This window comes from Streptomyces sp. NPDC051578, from assembly GCF_044454045.1.
Lineage (GTDB): Bacteria > Actinomycetota > Actinomycetes > Streptomycetales > Streptomycetaceae > Streptomyces.
In genome coordinates, this window is record NZ_JBITDH010000004.1 from 222,901 (window position 1) to 238,139 (window position 15,239).

Genomic DNA, 15,239 nt, shown 5'->3' on the forward strand with positions numbered 1-15,239 from the left:
CCCGTCGTCGCTCGTGCGGTCAGTTCTGGTGGGCCTCGTAGTGGGCGACCGCGTCGGAGGTACGGCCGGCTCCGTACACCCGCAGGAACTCGGCGAGTTCCGGATGGCTGGCGGCGAGCGTGTCCGCCGCGTCGATGATGTCGCCCGCGGCGGAGACCGAGCGCAGCAGGGACTGGATCTCGCGCACGACCCGCTTGACCGTGGGTGCACCCGAACCGGTGGTCGTCTGACCGCTGTTGATGAGGACGGAGCCGCCCTGGGTCCGCTTGATCTCGTCCATGCGGTCGGTGGCCTCGGCCGCGCTGACGCTGCCGTCGGCTACCTGGCCGGCGAGGTCCTGGAGGGCCTGGACCCGCTGGACCACGGCCGGATTGCCGATCTTGGCGCGCTGGCCGCTCATCAGCTGGGACAGCATCGGGGCCGACAGCCCGAGGACGGCAGCGAGGCGGGCCTGGTTCAGCCCGAGGTCGTCTATGAGCCGGCGGAAGAGCGCGCCCAGAGGCTCGCCGTACCAACTGCGCTGGAGCTCCCTGGCTCTGGCGGTGGCCTCTTGCTGTACTGCGTCCACGCTGACAACTCCCCTTCGCTGGTGCGAACCTCGCGAGCATCTTACGGAGAGTGGTCGCGGGGCGGGAGTCCCTATCATTTTGCGGGATGAGGGGGTACACCCGGTACTCTGTTCTGCGGAACGACCACTCCTTCACCGGGGGACGGGCGTATCCGTTTTCGGGGCCTTAGCTCAGTTGGTAGAGCGCTGCCTTTGCAAGGCAGATGTCAGGAGTTCGAATCTCCTAGGCTCCACTCCTTCAAGACCCCCTTGACCTGCGGAAACGCCGGTCAAGGGGGTCTTTTGTGCGTCTGGCCGCACCTCGGGACGCCCTCTGGTCGATCCGCTGTTTCACGTGAAACAGCGGATCGACCGCTGTTTCACGTGAAACCTCGTCGCCCGGACGGGTCAGCCACGGGGCCGGGTCCGAGATGGTGGTCAAGAGTGGGGTGAGGCACTGTGACCAGGGGGGCGACACCACGCCGGAGGCGCACACACCATGGGAATCTTCGACTTCCTGAAGTCCGACAAGAAGAGGCAGGAAGAGGCCGCCGAGAAGGCGAAGGGGCAGGTCGAGCAGGCCCCGGCCAGGGCGGCAGGGCCCAACGACATGGGCGGAAAGTACACCGACGCCACCTCGGCGACCCGGGCGGCGGCCGCCCCGGCGCCGCCGAAGCCGGCCCCCGGGCACGTACAGCACAAGACGCCGACCCCGGCCTCCGCCGCACACAAGGCGGTCCCGGCGGCGCCGAAGCCGCCGTCCGAGGCGCAGCGCACCTACATCGTCCGGGCAGGTGACTCGCTCTCCGCCATCGCCCGCCGTGAACTGGGCAACGAGGGGCGGTGGCGCGAGCTGTACGCCATGAACAAGTCCGTCGTCGGTCCGAATCCCGACCTGATCCGGCCGGGCATGGTGCTCATGCTCCCGAGCTGAGGCCGGCCGGAAGAACGCGCGGTGTGGGGGTGGGGGCCCCGGCACAGCGTTAAGCGGCCCCCACCACACCCCCCCCCCCGGGGCGAGAAGCGGGGGGGGGGCCGGGGGGGTGGGGCCCGGATCCATCGGATCCGGGCCCCTCACCACACCGCGCGCCCGTCGGCCTTACGGCTGGGAGTCGCCGTTCGGGTTCGCCTCGTTCTCCTTGGCCGCCAGCTCGTCGTCGAAGTTGGCGGGCTCGGCGTCGCGCCCCGACATCTCCGTGGCCGCCGGGGGCTCCACGAGCCAGTCCGGGTTGGACTGCTGGTCCCACCACTTCCACGCGGCGAAGGCGGCGCCCGCCACCACACCGGCGATCGCGAAGCCCTTGAGCAGCCGGCCGGCCCGCGCACGCCGCTCGTGCTTGCGCACCAGCCGCTGCACCTCCTTGGCCGTCACCTGGCCGCGCAGCGCGGCGAGCGCCGCGGTGGACCGCGACGCCGCCTCCTCCGCCATGGGCTGGGCCGCCGCGAGCGCGCTTCCGAGCCGGGGCTGGGTGTAGTCGGCGGCCTGGCGCGCCACCCGGCGCGTCTGGTGCACGGCGGTCGTGGCGGCGCGGTCGACGTTGGGCGGTACGTGGGACCGCGCGGCCCGGAGGCGCGGGTGCAGATGGCTGTCATAGGTCGTACGGGCCTGGCGGGCGGCCTCTGCGGCCGCGTACGAGACCTTCGGCGCCAGCCGCTCGTTCGCCTCGTGCGCGTAATGCACAGCCGCGTCCTTGGCGGTTCCTGCGTACGGCGCCACCACTTCCGCTGCGTGCCGCATGCTCTCCCTGGCGTTCTCGGCTGCCAGGCGCACGCTGTCCTTGCGGGTCACGGGATCCTCCTCCTCGGTGGCGGACACAGTTCACCTTTCCACCCTTTGTCGGATCATGCCTGTCCCCGCGCCAACGAGCATGTGAGACAGGGCATTCGGGTGGAGGTTTTCCGTGGGTCGGCCCGCACCGTGGGAGGATCGGGAACCGACAGTGAGCACTAGGGAAGGCAGATCCCGTTGGCCGAGAAGCTCTACGCCACGCTGAAGACGAACCACGGTGACATCGAGATCGAGCTGCTGGCGAACTTCGCTCCCAAGACCGTACGGAACTTCGTGGAGCTGGCAACCGGTGCACGCGAATGGACCAGGCCGACGGACGGTCAGAAGACCACGGACCCGCTGTACGACGGCACGGTCTTCCACCGCATCATCAGCGGTTTCATGATCCAGGGCGGCGACCCGCTCGGCAACGGCACCGGCGGTCCCGGGTACCAGTTCGCCGACGAGTTCCACCCCGACCTGGCCTTCACCAAGCCGTACCTGGTCGCCATGGCCAATGCGGGCCCGGGCACCAACGGCTCCCAGTTCTTCATCACCGTCGCACCCACCGCCTGGCTGACCCGCAAGCACACCATTTTCGGCGAGGTCACCGACAAGGCAAGCCAGAAGGTCGTGGACGAGATCGCCGCCCTGCCGACCAATCCGCGTACCGAGCGGCCGCAGGAGGACGTGATCATCCGGACGGTGGTCGTCGAGCAGCGCTGACCACCGAGCCGCCGCACCGGGAACCTTTCCGCCCCGCCCGTCCGTCCTCGGTACGTACCTTGACCGGACCGGTGGGGCGTCGCCCGTGCCCGTCCCGCCGCAAACCGAGGGGACCGATGGACACCGACCGTCTGCCGGGCTGCTACCGCCACCCGGACCGCGACACGGGGATCCGCTGTGTCCGCTGCGAGCGCCCGATCTGCCCGGAGTGCATGATCAGCGCCTCGGTCGGCTTCCAGTGCCCCGAATGCGTCCGTGAAGCCTCCGGTGCGGGCCGCCGCCCCGCCGGCAGCGCCCCGCGGACCCTGGCGGGCGGCGTCGTGGCCGCCGATCCGCACCTCGTCACCAAGATCCTCATCGGGATCAACGTCGCGGTCTTCCTCGCCGCGCAGGCGGTGCCGGGCCTGCCCGTACGGCTGGAACTGCTCGGCCGCTACGTGGAGTACTACGGAGCACCCCTGGAGGGGGTGTCCACCGGCCAGTACTACCGGCTGCTGACCTCGGTGTTCCTGCACGTCGAGTGGTGGCACGTGATCGGCAACATGATCGGCCTGTGGGTGCTCGGCGGGCCGCTGGAAGCCGCCCTCGGCCGCGTCCGCTATCTCGCCGTGTACCTGCTGTCGGGCCTGGGCGGCAGCGCCCTCGTCTATCTGCTGACCGCGCCGAACACCGCGACCCTCGGTGCGTCGGGGGCCGTCTTCGGCCTGCTCGGCGCGACGGCCGTCCTCGCCCGCCGGATGCGGTACGAGATGCGCCCGATGATCATCATGGTCGCGCTGATGCTGGGGCTGACCTTCGTACGGGTCGGCGACATCAGCGTGTCCTGGCAGGCGCATGTGGGCGGCCTGGTCACCGGGGCGCTGGCCACGCTGGGGCTGCTCCTGCCCGCCGCCGGCCGCAAGCGGGTCCTCCTCCAGTGGGGGAGCTGCGCGGCGGTGTTCCTGCTGGCAGTCCTGCTGATCGCGGTCAGGACGGCCGGACTGGCCGCACTCACCTGATCACACCGGCGTCAACTCTCCACAGAGTTATCCACAGATCTTCTGTCTTTTCCTCAGGTGTGGATGACGCTGTGGATAACTCGTGGGGAGAGCTTCCGTCGGCGGTGGATTTCCGCTATGCCCGCCGGGCTACTTCCACTGCGTGGAGACGCCGAACCCCGCCGCGATGAAGCCGAAACCGACCACGATGTTCCAGTTGCCCAGGGACTCGATGGGCAGCTGGGTGTCGGTCACATAGAAGACGACGATCCAAGCGAGGCCGATCAGGAAGAACGCCAGCATGACCGGGGCCACCCAGCTGCGGTTCGTCAACCTGATCGCCTGCGGCTGCCGCGTCGGCGGCGGCGTGTAGTCGTCCTTCTTGCGGATACGTGACTTCGGCACGAGGGGCTCTCCTGTCGATGCGCTGGGGACCTTGCCTGCCCCGGGCGTCCGTTAGCGTAGTGGACCTGTGGCGTTGAAGGAGAAGGGTACGTTGAGCGATTCCCACGACTCCTCCGCGGGTCCCCGCCGCCGGCTCCGGCCGGTCCGGCTGTTGACCGCCGCCGTCTTCGCCCTCGCCGGTCTCATCTTCGTCACCAGCTTCAACACGTCCAAGGGTACGAACATCCGCACGGACGCCTCGCTGCTCAGGCTCTCCGACCTCATTCACGAGCGCAGCCAGAACAACGCCGAGCTGGAAAAGACCACCGCGGCCGTGCGCGGGCAGGTGGACGCCCTCGCCGAGCGCGACGACGGCAGCACCAAGGCCGAGGACGCCAAGCTGGCCGCCCTGCGCGCCGCCTCCGGCACCGAGGAGGTCTCCGGCAAGGGGCTGACGGTCACCCTCAACGACGCCCCGCCGAACGCCGTCCCCCGCATCCCCAACGTGCCCGACCCCCAGCCCAACGACCTCGTGATCCACCAGCAGGACCTCCAGGCCGTGGTGAACGCGCTGTGGCAGGGCGGCGCCACCGGGATCCAGATCATGGACCAGCGCCTGATCTCCACCAGCGCCGTGCGCTGCGTCGGCAACACCCTGATCCTCCAGGGCCGGGTCTACTCGCCCCCCTACAAGGTCTCCGCGGTCGGCGACCCGGGCGCGTTGCGCAAGGCGCTCGCCGCCTCGCCCGCCCTGCAGAACTACCAGCTGTACGTCACCGCGTACGGCCTCGGCTGGAAAGTGGACGAGCACAAGGCGCTGACACTGCCCGGCTACTCCGGCACAGTGGACCTCCACTATGCGAAGCCGGTGGAATCCGCCACGTCCACGTCCACCCCGACGTCCTGACGTCGTACTGCGCCTGCTGGTACGGACGTTCAGTGAGGTGTGCCTGACGGCCGGCACGCTGATCGTGCTGTTCGTCGCGTACCTGCTGCTGTGGACGGGGGTCCGGGCCGACCGGGCCATGGACGGCGAGGTGGCACGGCTGCACGAGCGCTGGTCGGCCCCTGCCGCACCCGCGCCCACGGCCGCACCCGCGCCCACGGCCGCACCCGCGCCCACGTCACCCGCGCCGAGCACCGCCCCAGCCGCCCCCGCCCCCGCCCCGGTTCCGCCGCTCGCCGACGGGCAGGCCTTCGCCGAGATGTACGTCCCCCGCTTCGGCGCGGACTGGAACAAGCCCGTCCTGGAGGGCACCGGCCCGGAGCCGTTGAAGCGGGGACTCGGCCACTACCCGCGCTCGGCCCGCCCCGGCGCGGTCGGGAACTTCGCGGTGGCCGGGCACCGGCGGACGTACGGGGACCCCTTCAAGGACGTGCCGCAGCTGCGCCCTGGGGACGCCGTGATCATCAAGGACGCCGCGGCCTGGTACACGTACACCGTCCGGTCCGAGCCGCTGCGCGTCCTGCCCACCGAGACGGGGGTGGTCGACCCGGTGCCCGAGGGGTCGCCGTTCACCACCCCCGGCCGGTACCTGACCCTGACCACCTGCGAACCGGAGTGGGGCCACAGCCACCGCCTGGTGGTGTGGGCGGAGCTCACCGGGACCCGGCCGGCCGCCCAGGGGCCGCCCGGGGGATTGCCGAGGTGACCCCCCTCTTACGGCCACTGGCTTTAGTCTGTTGCGGTACCGCTCCCGCGGTGCGTGGGAGGAACGTGGAACGAGAGGGAAGCAGGCGCGATGTACGGCTGGATCTGGCGGCACCTGCCCGGCAACGCATGGGTACGCGCGCTGATCTCGCTCGCACTGGTCCTCGCGGTGGTGTTCGTGCTGTTCCAGTACGTCTTCCCGTGGGCCGAGCCGCTCCTCCCGTTCAACGACGTGACGGTGGACGAAGGATCGGGAGCTGCTCCGTGAGCGCGCGCATTCTGGTTGTCGACAACTACGACAGCTTTGTCTTCAATCTGGTCCAGTACCTCTACCAGCTCGGCGCCGAGTGCGAGGTGCTGCGCAACGACGAGGTCGAGCTCGCCCACGCGCAGGACGGCTTCGACGGCGTACTGCTCTCGCCCGGCCCGGGTACCCCCGAGGAGGCGGGCGTCTGCGTCGACATGGTGCGGCACTGCGCCGACACGGGTGTCCCCGTCTTCGGCGTCTGCCTCGGCATGCAGTCGATGGCCGTCGCGTACGGCGGTGTCGTCGGCCGCGCGCCGGAACTGCTGCACGGCAAGACCTCGCCGGTGGTGCACGAGGGGCTCGGCGTGTTCGCCGGGCTGCCGTCGCCGTTCACCGCGACCCGCTACCACTCCCTCGCGGCCGAGCCGCAGACCCTGCCCGACGCGCTGGAGGTCACCGCGCGCACCGAGGACGGGATCATCATGGGGCTGCGGCACCGGGAACACGACGTCGAGGGCGTGCAGTTCCACCCCGAGTCCGTGCTGACGGAGTGGGGTCACCGGATGCTCGCCAACTGGCTCGTGCGCTGCGGTGACGCCGGCGCCGTCGAGCGGTCGGTGGGACTGGCCCCGGTGGTGGGCAAGGCCGTCGCGTGACGGCCGTCGCGCCGTCCGCGCCCACGGGGGGCCGGGCCGCGCGGCGCAAGGCGGCACAGGAGGCCGCGAAGCGTACGCACGTACGGGCGCGCAAGCGGGGCGGTGGACGCCGCCGCAGGCGCCCGCGCTCGGGCGGCCCGCTGGTGGTGCTGAGCCGGGCCGTCGGGGAGCTGTTCATCACCGTCGGCGTGGTGATGCTGCTGTTCGTCACCTACCAGCTCTGGTACACCAACGTGCTGGCGGAACGGACGGCGGACGGGGCCGCGGGCTCGCTCCGGCAGAACTGGGAACACGCTCCGGGCGGGGCGTCCGCGCCGCCGGTGGCGGCCTTCGAACCGGGCCAGGGCTTCGCGATCCTGCACATCCCGAAACTGGACGTGAAGGTGCCGGTGGCGGAGGGCGTCAGCAAGACGCAGGTGCTCGACAAGGGGATGGTCGGGCACTACGGCGAGGGTCCGCTGAAAACGGCCATGCCGTCCGACCAGCAGGGCAACTTCGCGCTGGCCGGCCACCGCAACACCCACGGGGAACCGTTCCGCTTCATCAACCGGCTGGTGCCGGGAGACCCGATCGTGGTGGAGACGCGGGACGCGTACTACACCTACGAGATGACCTCCGCGCTGCCGCAGACCTCGCCGTCCAACGTGTCGGTGATCAAGCCGGTTCCCGCGGGCTCCGGCTTCACCGGACCCGGCCGGTACATCACGCTGACGACCTGCACCCCGGAGTTCACCAGCACCTACCGGATGATCGTATGGGGCAGGATGACCGGGGAGCGGCCCCGCAGTCAGGGTCCCCCGCCCGCGCTGACCAGCCCGTAAGCCGACCCGTACGTACGCCACAGAGGACGAATCCGCAGTGTCTCGTGCCCGCCGCCGTTCCGCACAGCCGCCCCGCGACCGCAGTGTCCTCGCCGGGTTCCTGAGTGTGCTCGGCGAGCTCCTGATCACGGTGGGCCTGGTGCTGGGCCTGTTCGTGGCCTACTCGCTGTGGTGGACGAACGTTCTCGCCGACCGGCAGGCGTCGGCGCGCGGCGACGAGGTCCGGCGCCAGTGGCAGCAGCCGGCGGCGGGCGGAGCGGCCGGGCAGCCGGCCGGGCCCGGGGCCCTGGACACCCGGGGCGGCATCGGGTTCCTGCACGTACCGGCGATGAGGAACGGCGAGGTGCTGGTCAAGCCGGGCACCTCGCCGGACGTGCTCAACGAGGGGGTCGCCGGGTACTACACGGAGCCCGTCAAGGCGGCACTGCCGTGGGAGGCGAAGGGCAACTTCACGCTGGCGGCGCACCGCGACGGGCACGGGGCGAAGTTCCACGACATCGACAAGGTGAAGGACGGCGACGCCGTCGTCTTCGAGACGCGTGACACCTGGTACGTGTACAAGGTCTTCGCAGAGCTGCGCCAGACCTCGAAGTACGACGTGGACGTGATCAACCCGGTCCCGAAGGAGTCGGGCAAGACGGCCCCGGGGCGCTACATCACGCTGACGACCTGCACGCCGGTGTACACATCGAAGTACCGGTACGTGGTGTGGGGCGAGCTGGTGCGCACGGAGAAGGTGGACGCCCGGCGCACGCCGCCCGCGGAACTGCGCTGACGGGAACGGCCCGGCCCTCCCGAGACGGGAGGCCGGGCCGTGTCCTGCGCGGAAGGTCAGCGGCGCGTGCCGCCGGTGAGGCCGCCGAAGAAGCCTCCGCCGCCCTGACCCTTGACCGTGCGGACGTTGACGACCGTGCCGGCGGGCTGGGGAGTCCCCACCGCCGGGGTGGAGTCCAGGACCAGCGCGTTGTCGTCGGTCGGACCGGCGAGGACCGCGCCGAACACCAGGCCGCTCGCCTGGAGGGTCAGCTTGGCCTGGGCCACCGTCTGACCGGTCAGCGGCGGTACGGCGGTCTGCTGCGGCGCTGCGGCCTTGGCGACGCTCACGTTGACCGTCGTGCCCTTGGCCAGTTCCGTGCCGGCCTGGTACTGCTGGGACACGATCGTCTTCGGCGCCGTGCCGGGGGGCGCGTCGACCTCGGTGACGCTGCCGAGCTTGAGCTTGGCGTCCGAGAGCAGCTTGGCCGCCACGTCCTGGGTCTTGCCGGTCAGCTCCGGGACGGCGCCCTTCGCGATCTCCTTGGAGACGGTCAGGGTGATGACCGAACCCTTCTCCGCCTTGACGTCGGACTTGGGGTCCTGATCCAGGACGATGCCGGGCGACTGGTCGGACTCGACCAGCTTCTTCTCCACCTGGAAGCCCTTGCTCTGCAGCGTGGACTCGGCCTGATCCGACTTAATCCGCAGCACGTCGGGGACCGCCACCTTGGGCGCACCCGAGGAGATCTTGACCTTGATCGGGGAGTTCTTGTCGGCCTTGGTGTCGGGCGCCGGGGTCTGCTGGCAGACCCGGTCCTTGGGCTGGTCGGCACATTCCATCGTGCCGTCCTGCACCACCGTGAGGCTGACGTTCTTGCCGCGTTCCTGGGCCGAGGCCAGGGTCTCGCCGATCAGCTTCGGGACGGTGGGACGGTTGTCGGCGCCGCCGGTGAAGACGGTGCGGCCGATGAGGATGGCGCCGACCAGGACGAGGACGGCGGCGACGGCCAGCAGGACGGTCGAAGCGCGGCTCTTCTTCTGCGGCCGGCGGCCGTGGCCGCCCTGGTCGTAGCCGCCGTGGCCCTGGTCCCCGTAACCGTAGCCGCCGTCGCCCGGGGCGGTCGGGGGCATCATCGAGGTCTGGCCGGCGTCGGTGCTGCGCAGGGCTGTGGTGGGCTGGTCGTAGCCCTGGTGACCGTAGCCGTGGCCCTGGTCGCCGTAGCCGTATCCGGCGGCGCCCATGGCGGCGGTCGCGGCGACGGGCTGCCCGTCGAGGCAGGCCTCGATGTCGGCGCGCATCTCGTCGGCGGACTGGTAGCGGTAGTCGGGGTCCTTGACCAGGGCCTTGAGGACGATGGCGTCCATCACCGGCGTGATCTCAGGGTCGAAGTTCGACGGCGGCTGCGGTTCCTCGCGTACGTGCTGGTAGGCGACGGCCACCGGGGAGTCGCCGACGAACGGCGGCCGGACGCAGAGCAGCTCGTACAGCAGGCAGCCGGCGGAGTACAGGTCGGAGCGCGCGTCGACCTGCTCGCCCTTGGCCTGCTCCGGGGAGAGGTACTGGGCGGTGCCGATGACGGCGGCCGTCTGCGTCATGGTCATGCCGGAGTCGCCCATGGCGCGGGCGATGCCGAAGTCCATGACCTTGACCTGGCCGGTGCGGGTCAGCATCACGTTGGCGGGCTTGATGTCGCGGTGCACGATGCCGGCGCGGTGCGAGTACTCGAGGGCCTGGAGGATGCCGATGGTCATTTCCAGGGTGCGCTCGGGCAGCAGCTTGCGGCCGGAGTGCAGCAGCTCGCGCAGGGTGGACCCGTCGACGTACTCCATCACGATGTAGGGGATGGAGATGTTGTCTACGTAGTCCTCGCCGGTGTCGTAGACCGCGACGATCGCCGGGTGGTTGAGCGATGCGGCCGACTGGGCCTCGCGGCGGAACCGGGCCTGGAAGGACGGGTCGCGGGCGAGGTCGGCACGCAGGGTCTTGACGGCGACGGTACGGCCGAGCCGGGTGTCGTGACCGAGGTAGACCTCGGCCATGCCACCACGGCCGAGCACGTGGCTCAGCTCGTACCGGCCGCCGAGGCGACGCGGCTCTTCCATAACTTGCAGCCCTCTCCGTCAGTCCCGACCGCACCGGTGTGTGGTCCGGCGGTGTGCTGTTCGCGCAAAGGCTACCGGCCGATCGGGAGTGATCGTCTCGTGACCACAGGCTGATACGAGACCGGTACCGAGCGCTCGGATCCTGTCTTCTTTCCTCATCCCTTGTTGTTCTTCAGAACGGCTTCCATGACCGCCTTGGCGACCGGTGCAGCGAGACCGCCACCGGTGATGTCCTCACGGTCGGCGGAGCTGTCCTCGATGACGACGGCGACGGCGACGGGGGAGGAACCGTCGGGCAGCTTGGCGTAGGAGATGAACCAGGCGTAGGGGCGCTTGGCGTTCTTCTCGCCGTGCTGCGCGGTGCCGGTCTTGCCGCCGACGGTCACGCCCTTGATCTTGGCCGTGGTGCCGGTGCCGTTCTCGACGACGTTGACCATCATCTGCTGGACCTTCTGCGCGTTCGCAGCGGAGAGGGGCCGGCTCATCTCCTGCGGCTCGTGCTTCTCGATCACGTCCAGGTTGGGCGCGGTCAGCTGGTCGACCATGTACGGCTTCATCAGCTTGCCGTCGTTGGCGATGCCCGCGGTGACCATGGCCATCTGCAGCGGGGTGGCGGCGGTGTTGAACTGCCCGATGGAGCTCTGCGCGTTCCCGTCCCTGCCCATGGTCTTGTCATAGACGCTGGCGAAGGCGCGGACGGGAGTGTCGATGGTGCTGTTGAACCCGAACTTCTGGGCCATGTCGACCATCTTGTCGCGGCCGACCTTGTCACCCACGTTCGCGAAGACCGAGTTGCAGGAGACCCGCAGCGCGTTGTTCAGACTGGACTTCTCGCAACCGGAGGCGTGGTTGACCATCGGGGTCTTGGTGCCCGGCAGGATGTACGGCTCGGGGGTGTCCGTGGGTGCGTCGATGTCCGTGACGACACCGTTCTCCAGGGCCGCGGAGGCCGTGACGACCTTGAAGGTGGAGCCGGGCGGGTACGTCTCGCGCAGGGCGCGGTTGACGAGGTTCTTGTCCTCGCTGTCGTTGAGCTCGCGCCAGGCCTTCCCGTCGTCCTTGGAGAACCCGGCGAACTTGGACGGGTCGTAGGACGGGGTGCTGACCAGGGCCAGGATGGCGCCGGTCCGCGGGTCGATCGCCGCGACGGCGCCCTTCTTGGTGCCGAGCTGCTGGTAGGCGGCCTTCTGGGCGGCGGCGTTCAGGGTGGTGACGACGTTGCCGCCCTGCTTCTTCTCGCCGGTGAACATGCCGATGGTGCGGTCGAAGAAGAGCCGGTCGTCGTTGCCGGTGAGGATGCCGTCGTCGATGTTCTCCAGCTGCGTGGAGCCGAAGGCCTGCGAGGCGTAGCCGGTGACGGGCGCCCACAGGGGGCCGTCGATGTACGTCCGCTTGTACTTGAAGTCGCTGCCGTCGGTCACGGCGGAGCCGGTGACGGGCTGCCCCTCGACGATGATGTTGCCGCGTTCGGTGGCGTACTGGGCGATCTGGACCCGGCGGTTTTCCTTGCGGGTGCTGAGTTCCTCGGCCTGGACGTACTGCAGCCAGTTCGTGCGGATCAGCAGCGCGAGGACGAGCAGCCCGCAGAACAGCGAGATGCGGCGCAGGGGCTTGTTCATGACGGTCGGACCACCTGGGTCATCTCGGAGTCGGGGGACGGGGCGGGGGCCGGGGCGGGGCGGCGTGCGGTGTCGCTGATCCGGATGAGGATGGCGATGAGGACCCAGTTCGCCAGGACGGAGGAACCGCCGGAGGCGAGGAAGGGCATGGTCATGCCGGTGAGGGGGATGAGGCCCATGACTCCGCCGGCGACGACGAAGATCTGGAGGGAGAACGCGCCGGAGAGGCCGATGGCGAAGAGCTTGCCGAACGGGTCGCGGGCGGCGAGTGCGGTGCGGACGCCGCGCTCGATGATCAGGCCGTAGAGCAGCAGGAAGGCCATGACGCCGGAGAGGCCGAGTTCCTCGCCGACGGTGGAGAAGATGAAGTCGGAGTTGGCGGCGAAGCCGATCAGGTCGGAGTTGCCCTGTCCCCAGCCGGTGCCGAGGACACCGCCGGAACCGAAGCTCATGATCGACTGGCCGACCTGCTCGCAGGCGCCGGACTTGCTGTAGCAGGCGAAGGGGTCGAGCCAGGCGGTGACGCGGACCTTGACGTGGCTGGCGGTGGTGCCGACGACGACGGCGCCGCCGACCGACATGAGAAGACCGATCACGATCCAGCTGGTGCGCTCGGTGGCCACGTACAGCATGATCACGAACATGCCGAAGAAGAGCAGCGAGGTGCCGAGGTCGTTCTCGAAGATGAGGACGAGCAGGCTCATCGCCCAGATCATCAGGATCGGGCCGAGGTCACGGCCGCGCGGCAGGTAGAGGCCCATGAAGCGGCGGCTGGCCAGGGCCAGGGCGTCCCGCTTCACCATCAGGTATCCGGCGAAGAAGATCGCGATCACGATCTTCGCGAACTCGCCGGGCTGGATGGAGAAGCCGCCGACGCTGATCCAGATCTTCGCGCCGAAGACGTCGGCGCCCAGGCCCGGGACGACGGGAAGGATCAGCAGCACCAGCGAGGCCGCCATCGAGATGTACGTGAACCGCTGGAGCACGCGGTGGTCCTTGAGGACCAGCAGCACCACGGCGAACAGGGCGAGAGCGAGCGCCGTGTACATCATCTGCCGGGGCGCGGACTCGGTGAAGGCACCGAACTGGCGCTTGGCCAGGTTCTGGAGCCGCTCGGACTGGTCGAGCCGGTAGATGATCACGAGCCCGAGCCCGTTGAGCAGCGTGGCGATCGGCAGCAGCAACGGGTCGGCGTACTTGGCGTAGCGGCGCACCACGAGGTGCGCGAGACCGGCGAGCACGCCGAGGCCGAGCCCGTAGGTGAGCATGCCCGGGGGCAGCTTGCCGTGGATCGACAGGCCCACGTTGGCGTAGGCGAAGATCGGGATGACCACGGCGAACGCGAGCAGCAGCAGCTCGGTGTTCCGCCGGCTCGGCAGCTCGATGGCGCCGATGGTGGTCGTGTTGGTGACAACGCTCATGGTGTGGCAGGCCCCCTGTGCCCGCGTGTGGCTAGGGCTTTTCGCACTGGCCGGCCAGCTGCTGCTCCGCGGGAGTCAGGCCGGGGCCGGGTGTCGGGCTGTTCTGCGCCTCGGCGGCGCGGCGGGCTTCGTCCTTCTTGCAGGCGGACACCTGGGCGCCGAGCTCGTCGATCTTCTTGCGGGCTCCGTCGAGGCTGCCTTCGCCGATCGTGGCCTGGACCTGCTTGCGCTTGAAGGACGGCAGGTACTTGAGTTCGATGTCGGGGTGGTCCGTCTCCACCTGTGAGAGGTGGATCCAGGCGAGGTTCTGGCTGATGCCCCGGTACAGCGCGACGTGGTCGTCCTTGACGCCGACGTAGAACTGGGTCTGGGTCCAGCGGTGCCCGGCGTACACGCCCCCGCCGACCACACCGGCGACGAGCAGCAGGATCAGGGTGCGGGTGGTCCACCGGCGCCCTTTGCCGCGGCGCCTGCGGGGCTTGTCGTACGTGTCCTCGTAGCCGGAGTCGGCGTCGTAGGCGCCGCCGTCGGCGTCGCCGAAGCTGCCGTAGCCGCCGCCCTGGCTCTGGTCGGGGTATCCGTAGCCGGGGTTGTCGCCGCTGCCGGGAGGGCCGAAGGCGCCCGCGGGCGGGGCGGCCGGGCGGCCGAGACCGGAGGCCCGGCCGGCCGGGGTCTGCATGGCGTTGCCGTCGAAGAGCTGGTGCTGGTTCTCGGCGACCGCGCCGACGACCACGGGGGTGTCGTTCAGCTGGGCGGCGAGGGTGTCGCCGCTGTCGGTGTCGAGGACGTCGGCCACGATGCAGGTGATGTTGTCCGGGCCGCCGCCGCGCAGGGCGAGCTGGATCAGGGACTGCACCGTCTCGTGCGGGCCGTGGTAGTCGGCGAGGGTCTCCTCCAGGGTCTGGTGGGAGACGACGCCGGACAGCCCGTCCGAGCAGATGAGGTAGCGGTCGCCGGGCCGGACCTCGCGGATGGACAGGTCCGGCTCGACGATGTCGCCGCTGCCCAGGGCCCGCATGAGCAGCGAGCGCTGCGGGTGTGTGGTGGCTTCCTCTTCGGTGATGCGGCCCTCGTCGACGAGGCGCTGCACCCAGGTGTGGTCCTGGGTGATCTGCGTGAGGACGCCGTCGCGCAGGAGGTAGGCGCGGGAGTCGCCGACGTGGACGAGGCCGAGGCGCTGGCCGGTCCACAGGAGGGCGGTCAGGGTGGTGCCCATGCCCTCCAGCTGCGGGTCTTCCTCGACCATGACGCGCAACTGGTCGTTGGCGCGCTGCACGGCGACGCTGAGCGCGGTGAGGATGTCGGAGCCCGGGACGTCGTCGTCGAGCTGTACGAGGGTGGAGATCACCTCGGAGCTGGCGACTTCGCCGGCGGCCTGGCCGCCCATGCCGTCGGCGATCGCGAGGAGGCGGGGGCCGGCGTAACCGGAGTCCTCGTTGCCCTCGCGGATCATGCCCTTGTGCGATCCGGCGGCGAACCGCAGGGACAGACTCATGCGCACCTGCCCTGTCGACGCTGCCTCCGGGTACAACCGGTCTCGACGAGCCACACTGCCCACCCTCC

Annotated in this window: 15 protein-coding genes, 1 tRNA gene and 1 pseudogene; 10 read left to right on the forward strand and 7 right to left on the reverse strand. The window is 69.9% G+C overall.

The window, feature by feature from the left end:
- Nucleotides 1–19 precede the first annotated feature (19 nt).
- Nucleotides 20–568, reverse strand: coding sequence for a DNA-binding protein (locus ACIA6C_RS20125; protein ID WP_329196640.1), 549 nt, complete (start codon nt 566–568; stop codon nt 20–22).
- Between the two features lie 160 nt (nt 569–728).
- Between ACIA6C_RS20125 and ACIA6C_RS20130 the strand changes: the two genes are divergently transcribed.
- Both ACIA6C_RS20130 and ACIA6C_RS20135 read left to right on the forward strand, forming a co-directional pair.
- Nucleotides 729–801, forward strand: a tRNA-Ala gene (locus ACIA6C_RS20130).
- 245 nt (nt 802–1,046) lie between these two features.
- Nucleotides 1,047–1,481 carry a LysM peptidoglycan-binding domain-containing protein gene (locus ACIA6C_RS20135; RefSeq protein WP_399277593.1) on the forward strand — a complete coding sequence of 145 codons (435 nt, stop codon included), beginning with the start codon at nt 1,047–1,049 and terminating at the stop codon, nt 1,479–1,481.
- A gap of 165 nt (nt 1,482–1,646) precedes the next feature.
- Here the strand turns inward: ACIA6C_RS20135 and ACIA6C_RS20140 are convergent, their stop codons facing one another.
- Nucleotides 1,647–2,336, reverse strand: a complete 690-nt coding sequence (locus tag ACIA6C_RS20140; protein WP_399277595.1) for a DUF5324 family protein — start codon at nt 2,334–2,336, stop codon at nt 1,647–1,649.
- 177 nt (nt 2,337–2,513) lie between these two features.
- On the opposite strand from ACIA6C_RS20140, the gene ACIA6C_RS20145 reads away from it, so the two are divergent.
- Both ACIA6C_RS20145 and ACIA6C_RS20150 read left to right on the forward strand, forming a co-directional pair.
- Nucleotides 2,514–3,041 carry a peptidylprolyl isomerase gene (locus ACIA6C_RS20145; RefSeq protein WP_399277597.1) on the forward strand — a complete coding sequence of 176 codons (528 nt, stop codon included), beginning with the start codon at nt 2,514–2,516 and terminating at the stop codon, nt 3,039–3,041.
- Between the two features lie 116 nt (nt 3,042–3,157).
- Nucleotides 3,158–4,039, forward strand: a complete 882-nt coding sequence (locus tag ACIA6C_RS20150; RefSeq protein ID WP_399277599.1) for a rhomboid family intramembrane serine protease — start codon at nt 3,158–3,160, stop codon at nt 4,037–4,039.
- Nucleotides 4,040–4,168: 129 nt separating this feature from the next.
- On the opposite strand, the gene crgA is transcribed toward ACIA6C_RS20150, so the two are convergent.
- On the reverse strand, nt 4,169–4,423 hold the full coding sequence (gene crgA, locus ACIA6C_RS20155; RefSeq protein ID WP_190185596.1) for a cell division protein CrgA: 255 nt from the start codon (nt 4,421–4,423) through the stop codon (nt 4,169–4,171).
- Nucleotides 4,424–4,514: 91 nt separating this feature from the next.
- Here crgA and ACIA6C_RS20160 point away from each other — a divergent pair, with 91 nt between their 5' ends.
- The 6 genes and pseudogenes from ACIA6C_RS20160 (at nt 4,515) to ACIA6C_RS20185 (ending at nt 8,552) form a co-directional block, all read left to right on the forward strand.
- Nucleotides 4,515–5,309 carry a DUF881 domain-containing protein gene (locus ACIA6C_RS20160; protein ID WP_399277601.1) on the forward strand — a complete coding sequence of 265 codons (795 nt, stop codon included), beginning with the start codon at nt 4,515–4,517 and terminating at the stop codon, nt 5,307–5,309.
- Complete coding sequence (locus ACIA6C_RS20165; RefSeq protein ID WP_399277603.1) at nt 5,260–6,054, forward strand: class E sortase; 795 nt, start codon at nt 5,260–5,262, stop codon at nt 6,052–6,054. Before ACIA6C_RS20160 ends, ACIA6C_RS20165 begins: the two co-directional genes overlap by 50 nt.
- 90 nt (nt 6,055–6,144) lie before the next feature.
- On the forward strand, nt 6,145–6,321 hold the full coding sequence (locus ACIA6C_RS20170) for a hypothetical protein (RefSeq protein WP_168713929.1): 177 nt from the start codon (nt 6,145–6,147) through the stop codon (nt 6,319–6,321).
- Nucleotides 6,318–6,956 (forward strand): aminodeoxychorismate/anthranilate synthase component II, encoded by a 639-nt coding sequence (locus tag ACIA6C_RS20175; RefSeq protein ID WP_190185600.1) that lies wholly within the window; start codon nt 6,318–6,320, stop codon nt 6,954–6,956. The genes ACIA6C_RS20170 and ACIA6C_RS20175 overlap by 4 nt, the downstream gene beginning before the upstream one ends.
- Nucleotides 6,957–7,093: 137 nt before the next feature.
- A pseudogene (locus ACIA6C_RS20180) lies at nt 7,094–7,777 on the forward strand (class E sortase); the annotation flags it as partial.
- A 37-nt stretch (nt 7,778–7,814) separates the two neighbouring features.
- Nucleotides 7,815–8,552: a class E sortase gene (locus ACIA6C_RS20185; RefSeq protein WP_399277606.1), complete on the forward strand. Its 738-nt coding sequence runs from the start codon at nt 7,815–7,817 to the stop codon at nt 8,550–8,552.
- Between the two features lie 56 nt (nt 8,553–8,608).
- Here the strand turns inward: ACIA6C_RS20185 and pknB are convergent, their stop codons facing one another.
- The 4 genes from pknB to ACIA6C_RS20205 all read right to left on the reverse strand — a co-directional run bounded on the left by pknB (nt 8,609) and on the right by ACIA6C_RS20205 (nt 15,171).
- Complete coding sequence (gene pknB / locus ACIA6C_RS20190) at nt 8,609–10,636, reverse strand: Stk1 family PASTA domain-containing Ser/Thr kinase (RefSeq protein ID WP_399277608.1); 2,028 nt, start codon at nt 10,634–10,636, stop codon at nt 8,609–8,611.
- 155 nt (nt 10,637–10,791) lie between these two features.
- The gene (locus ACIA6C_RS20195; protein ID WP_366080798.1) at nt 10,792–12,255 is read right to left on the reverse strand and encodes a penicillin-binding transpeptidase domain-containing protein; all 1,464 of its coding nucleotides are present in this window, start codon (nt 12,253–12,255) and stop codon (nt 10,792–10,794) included.
- Nucleotides 12,252–13,676: an FtsW/RodA/SpoVE family cell cycle protein gene (locus ACIA6C_RS20200; protein WP_366080799.1), complete on the reverse strand. Its 1,425-nt coding sequence runs from the start codon at nt 13,674–13,676 to the stop codon at nt 12,252–12,254. Before ACIA6C_RS20200 ends, ACIA6C_RS20195 begins: the two co-directional genes overlap by 4 nt.
- A gap of 31 nt (nt 13,677–13,707) precedes the next feature.
- Nucleotides 13,708–15,171, reverse strand: a complete 1,464-nt coding sequence (locus ACIA6C_RS20205; protein ID WP_399277610.1) for a PP2C family protein-serine/threonine phosphatase — start codon at nt 15,169–15,171, stop codon at nt 13,708–13,710.
- Between the last annotated feature and the right edge of the window lie 68 nt (nt 15,172–15,239).

Excerpts from the sequence above, each read along its gene's own strand:
- pknB (WP_399277608.1), bottom strand. The coding sequence starts at position 10,636 with ATGGAAGAGCCGCGTCGCCTCGGCGGCCGGTACGAGCTGAGCCACGTG.
- ACIA6C_RS20165 (WP_399277603.1), top strand. The coding sequence starts at position 5,260 with ATGCGAAGCCGGTGGAATCCGCCACGTCCACGTCCACCCCGACGTCCT.
- ACIA6C_RS20205 (WP_399277610.1), bottom strand. The coding sequence starts at position 15,171 with ATGAGTCTGTCCCTGCGGTTCGCCGCCGGATCGCACAAGGGCATGATC.
- ACIA6C_RS20200 (WP_366080799.1), bottom strand. The coding sequence starts at position 13,676 with ATGAGCGTTGTCACCAACACGACCACCATCGGCGCCATCGAGCTGCCG.
- ACIA6C_RS20170 (WP_168713929.1), top strand. The coding sequence starts at position 6,145 with ATGTACGGCTGGATCTGGCGGCACCTGCCCGGCAACGCATGGGTACGC.
- ACIA6C_RS20195 (WP_366080798.1), bottom strand. The coding sequence starts at position 12,255 with ATGAACAAGCCCCTGCGCCGCATCTCGCTGTTCTGCGGGCTGCTCGTC.
- ACIA6C_RS20150 (WP_399277599.1), top strand. The coding sequence starts at position 3,158 with ATGGACACCGACCGTCTGCCGGGCTGCTACCGCCACCCGGACCGCGAC.
- ACIA6C_RS20135 (WP_399277593.1), top strand. The coding sequence starts at position 1,047 with ATGGGAATCTTCGACTTCCTGAAGTCCGACAAGAAGAGGCAGGAAGAG.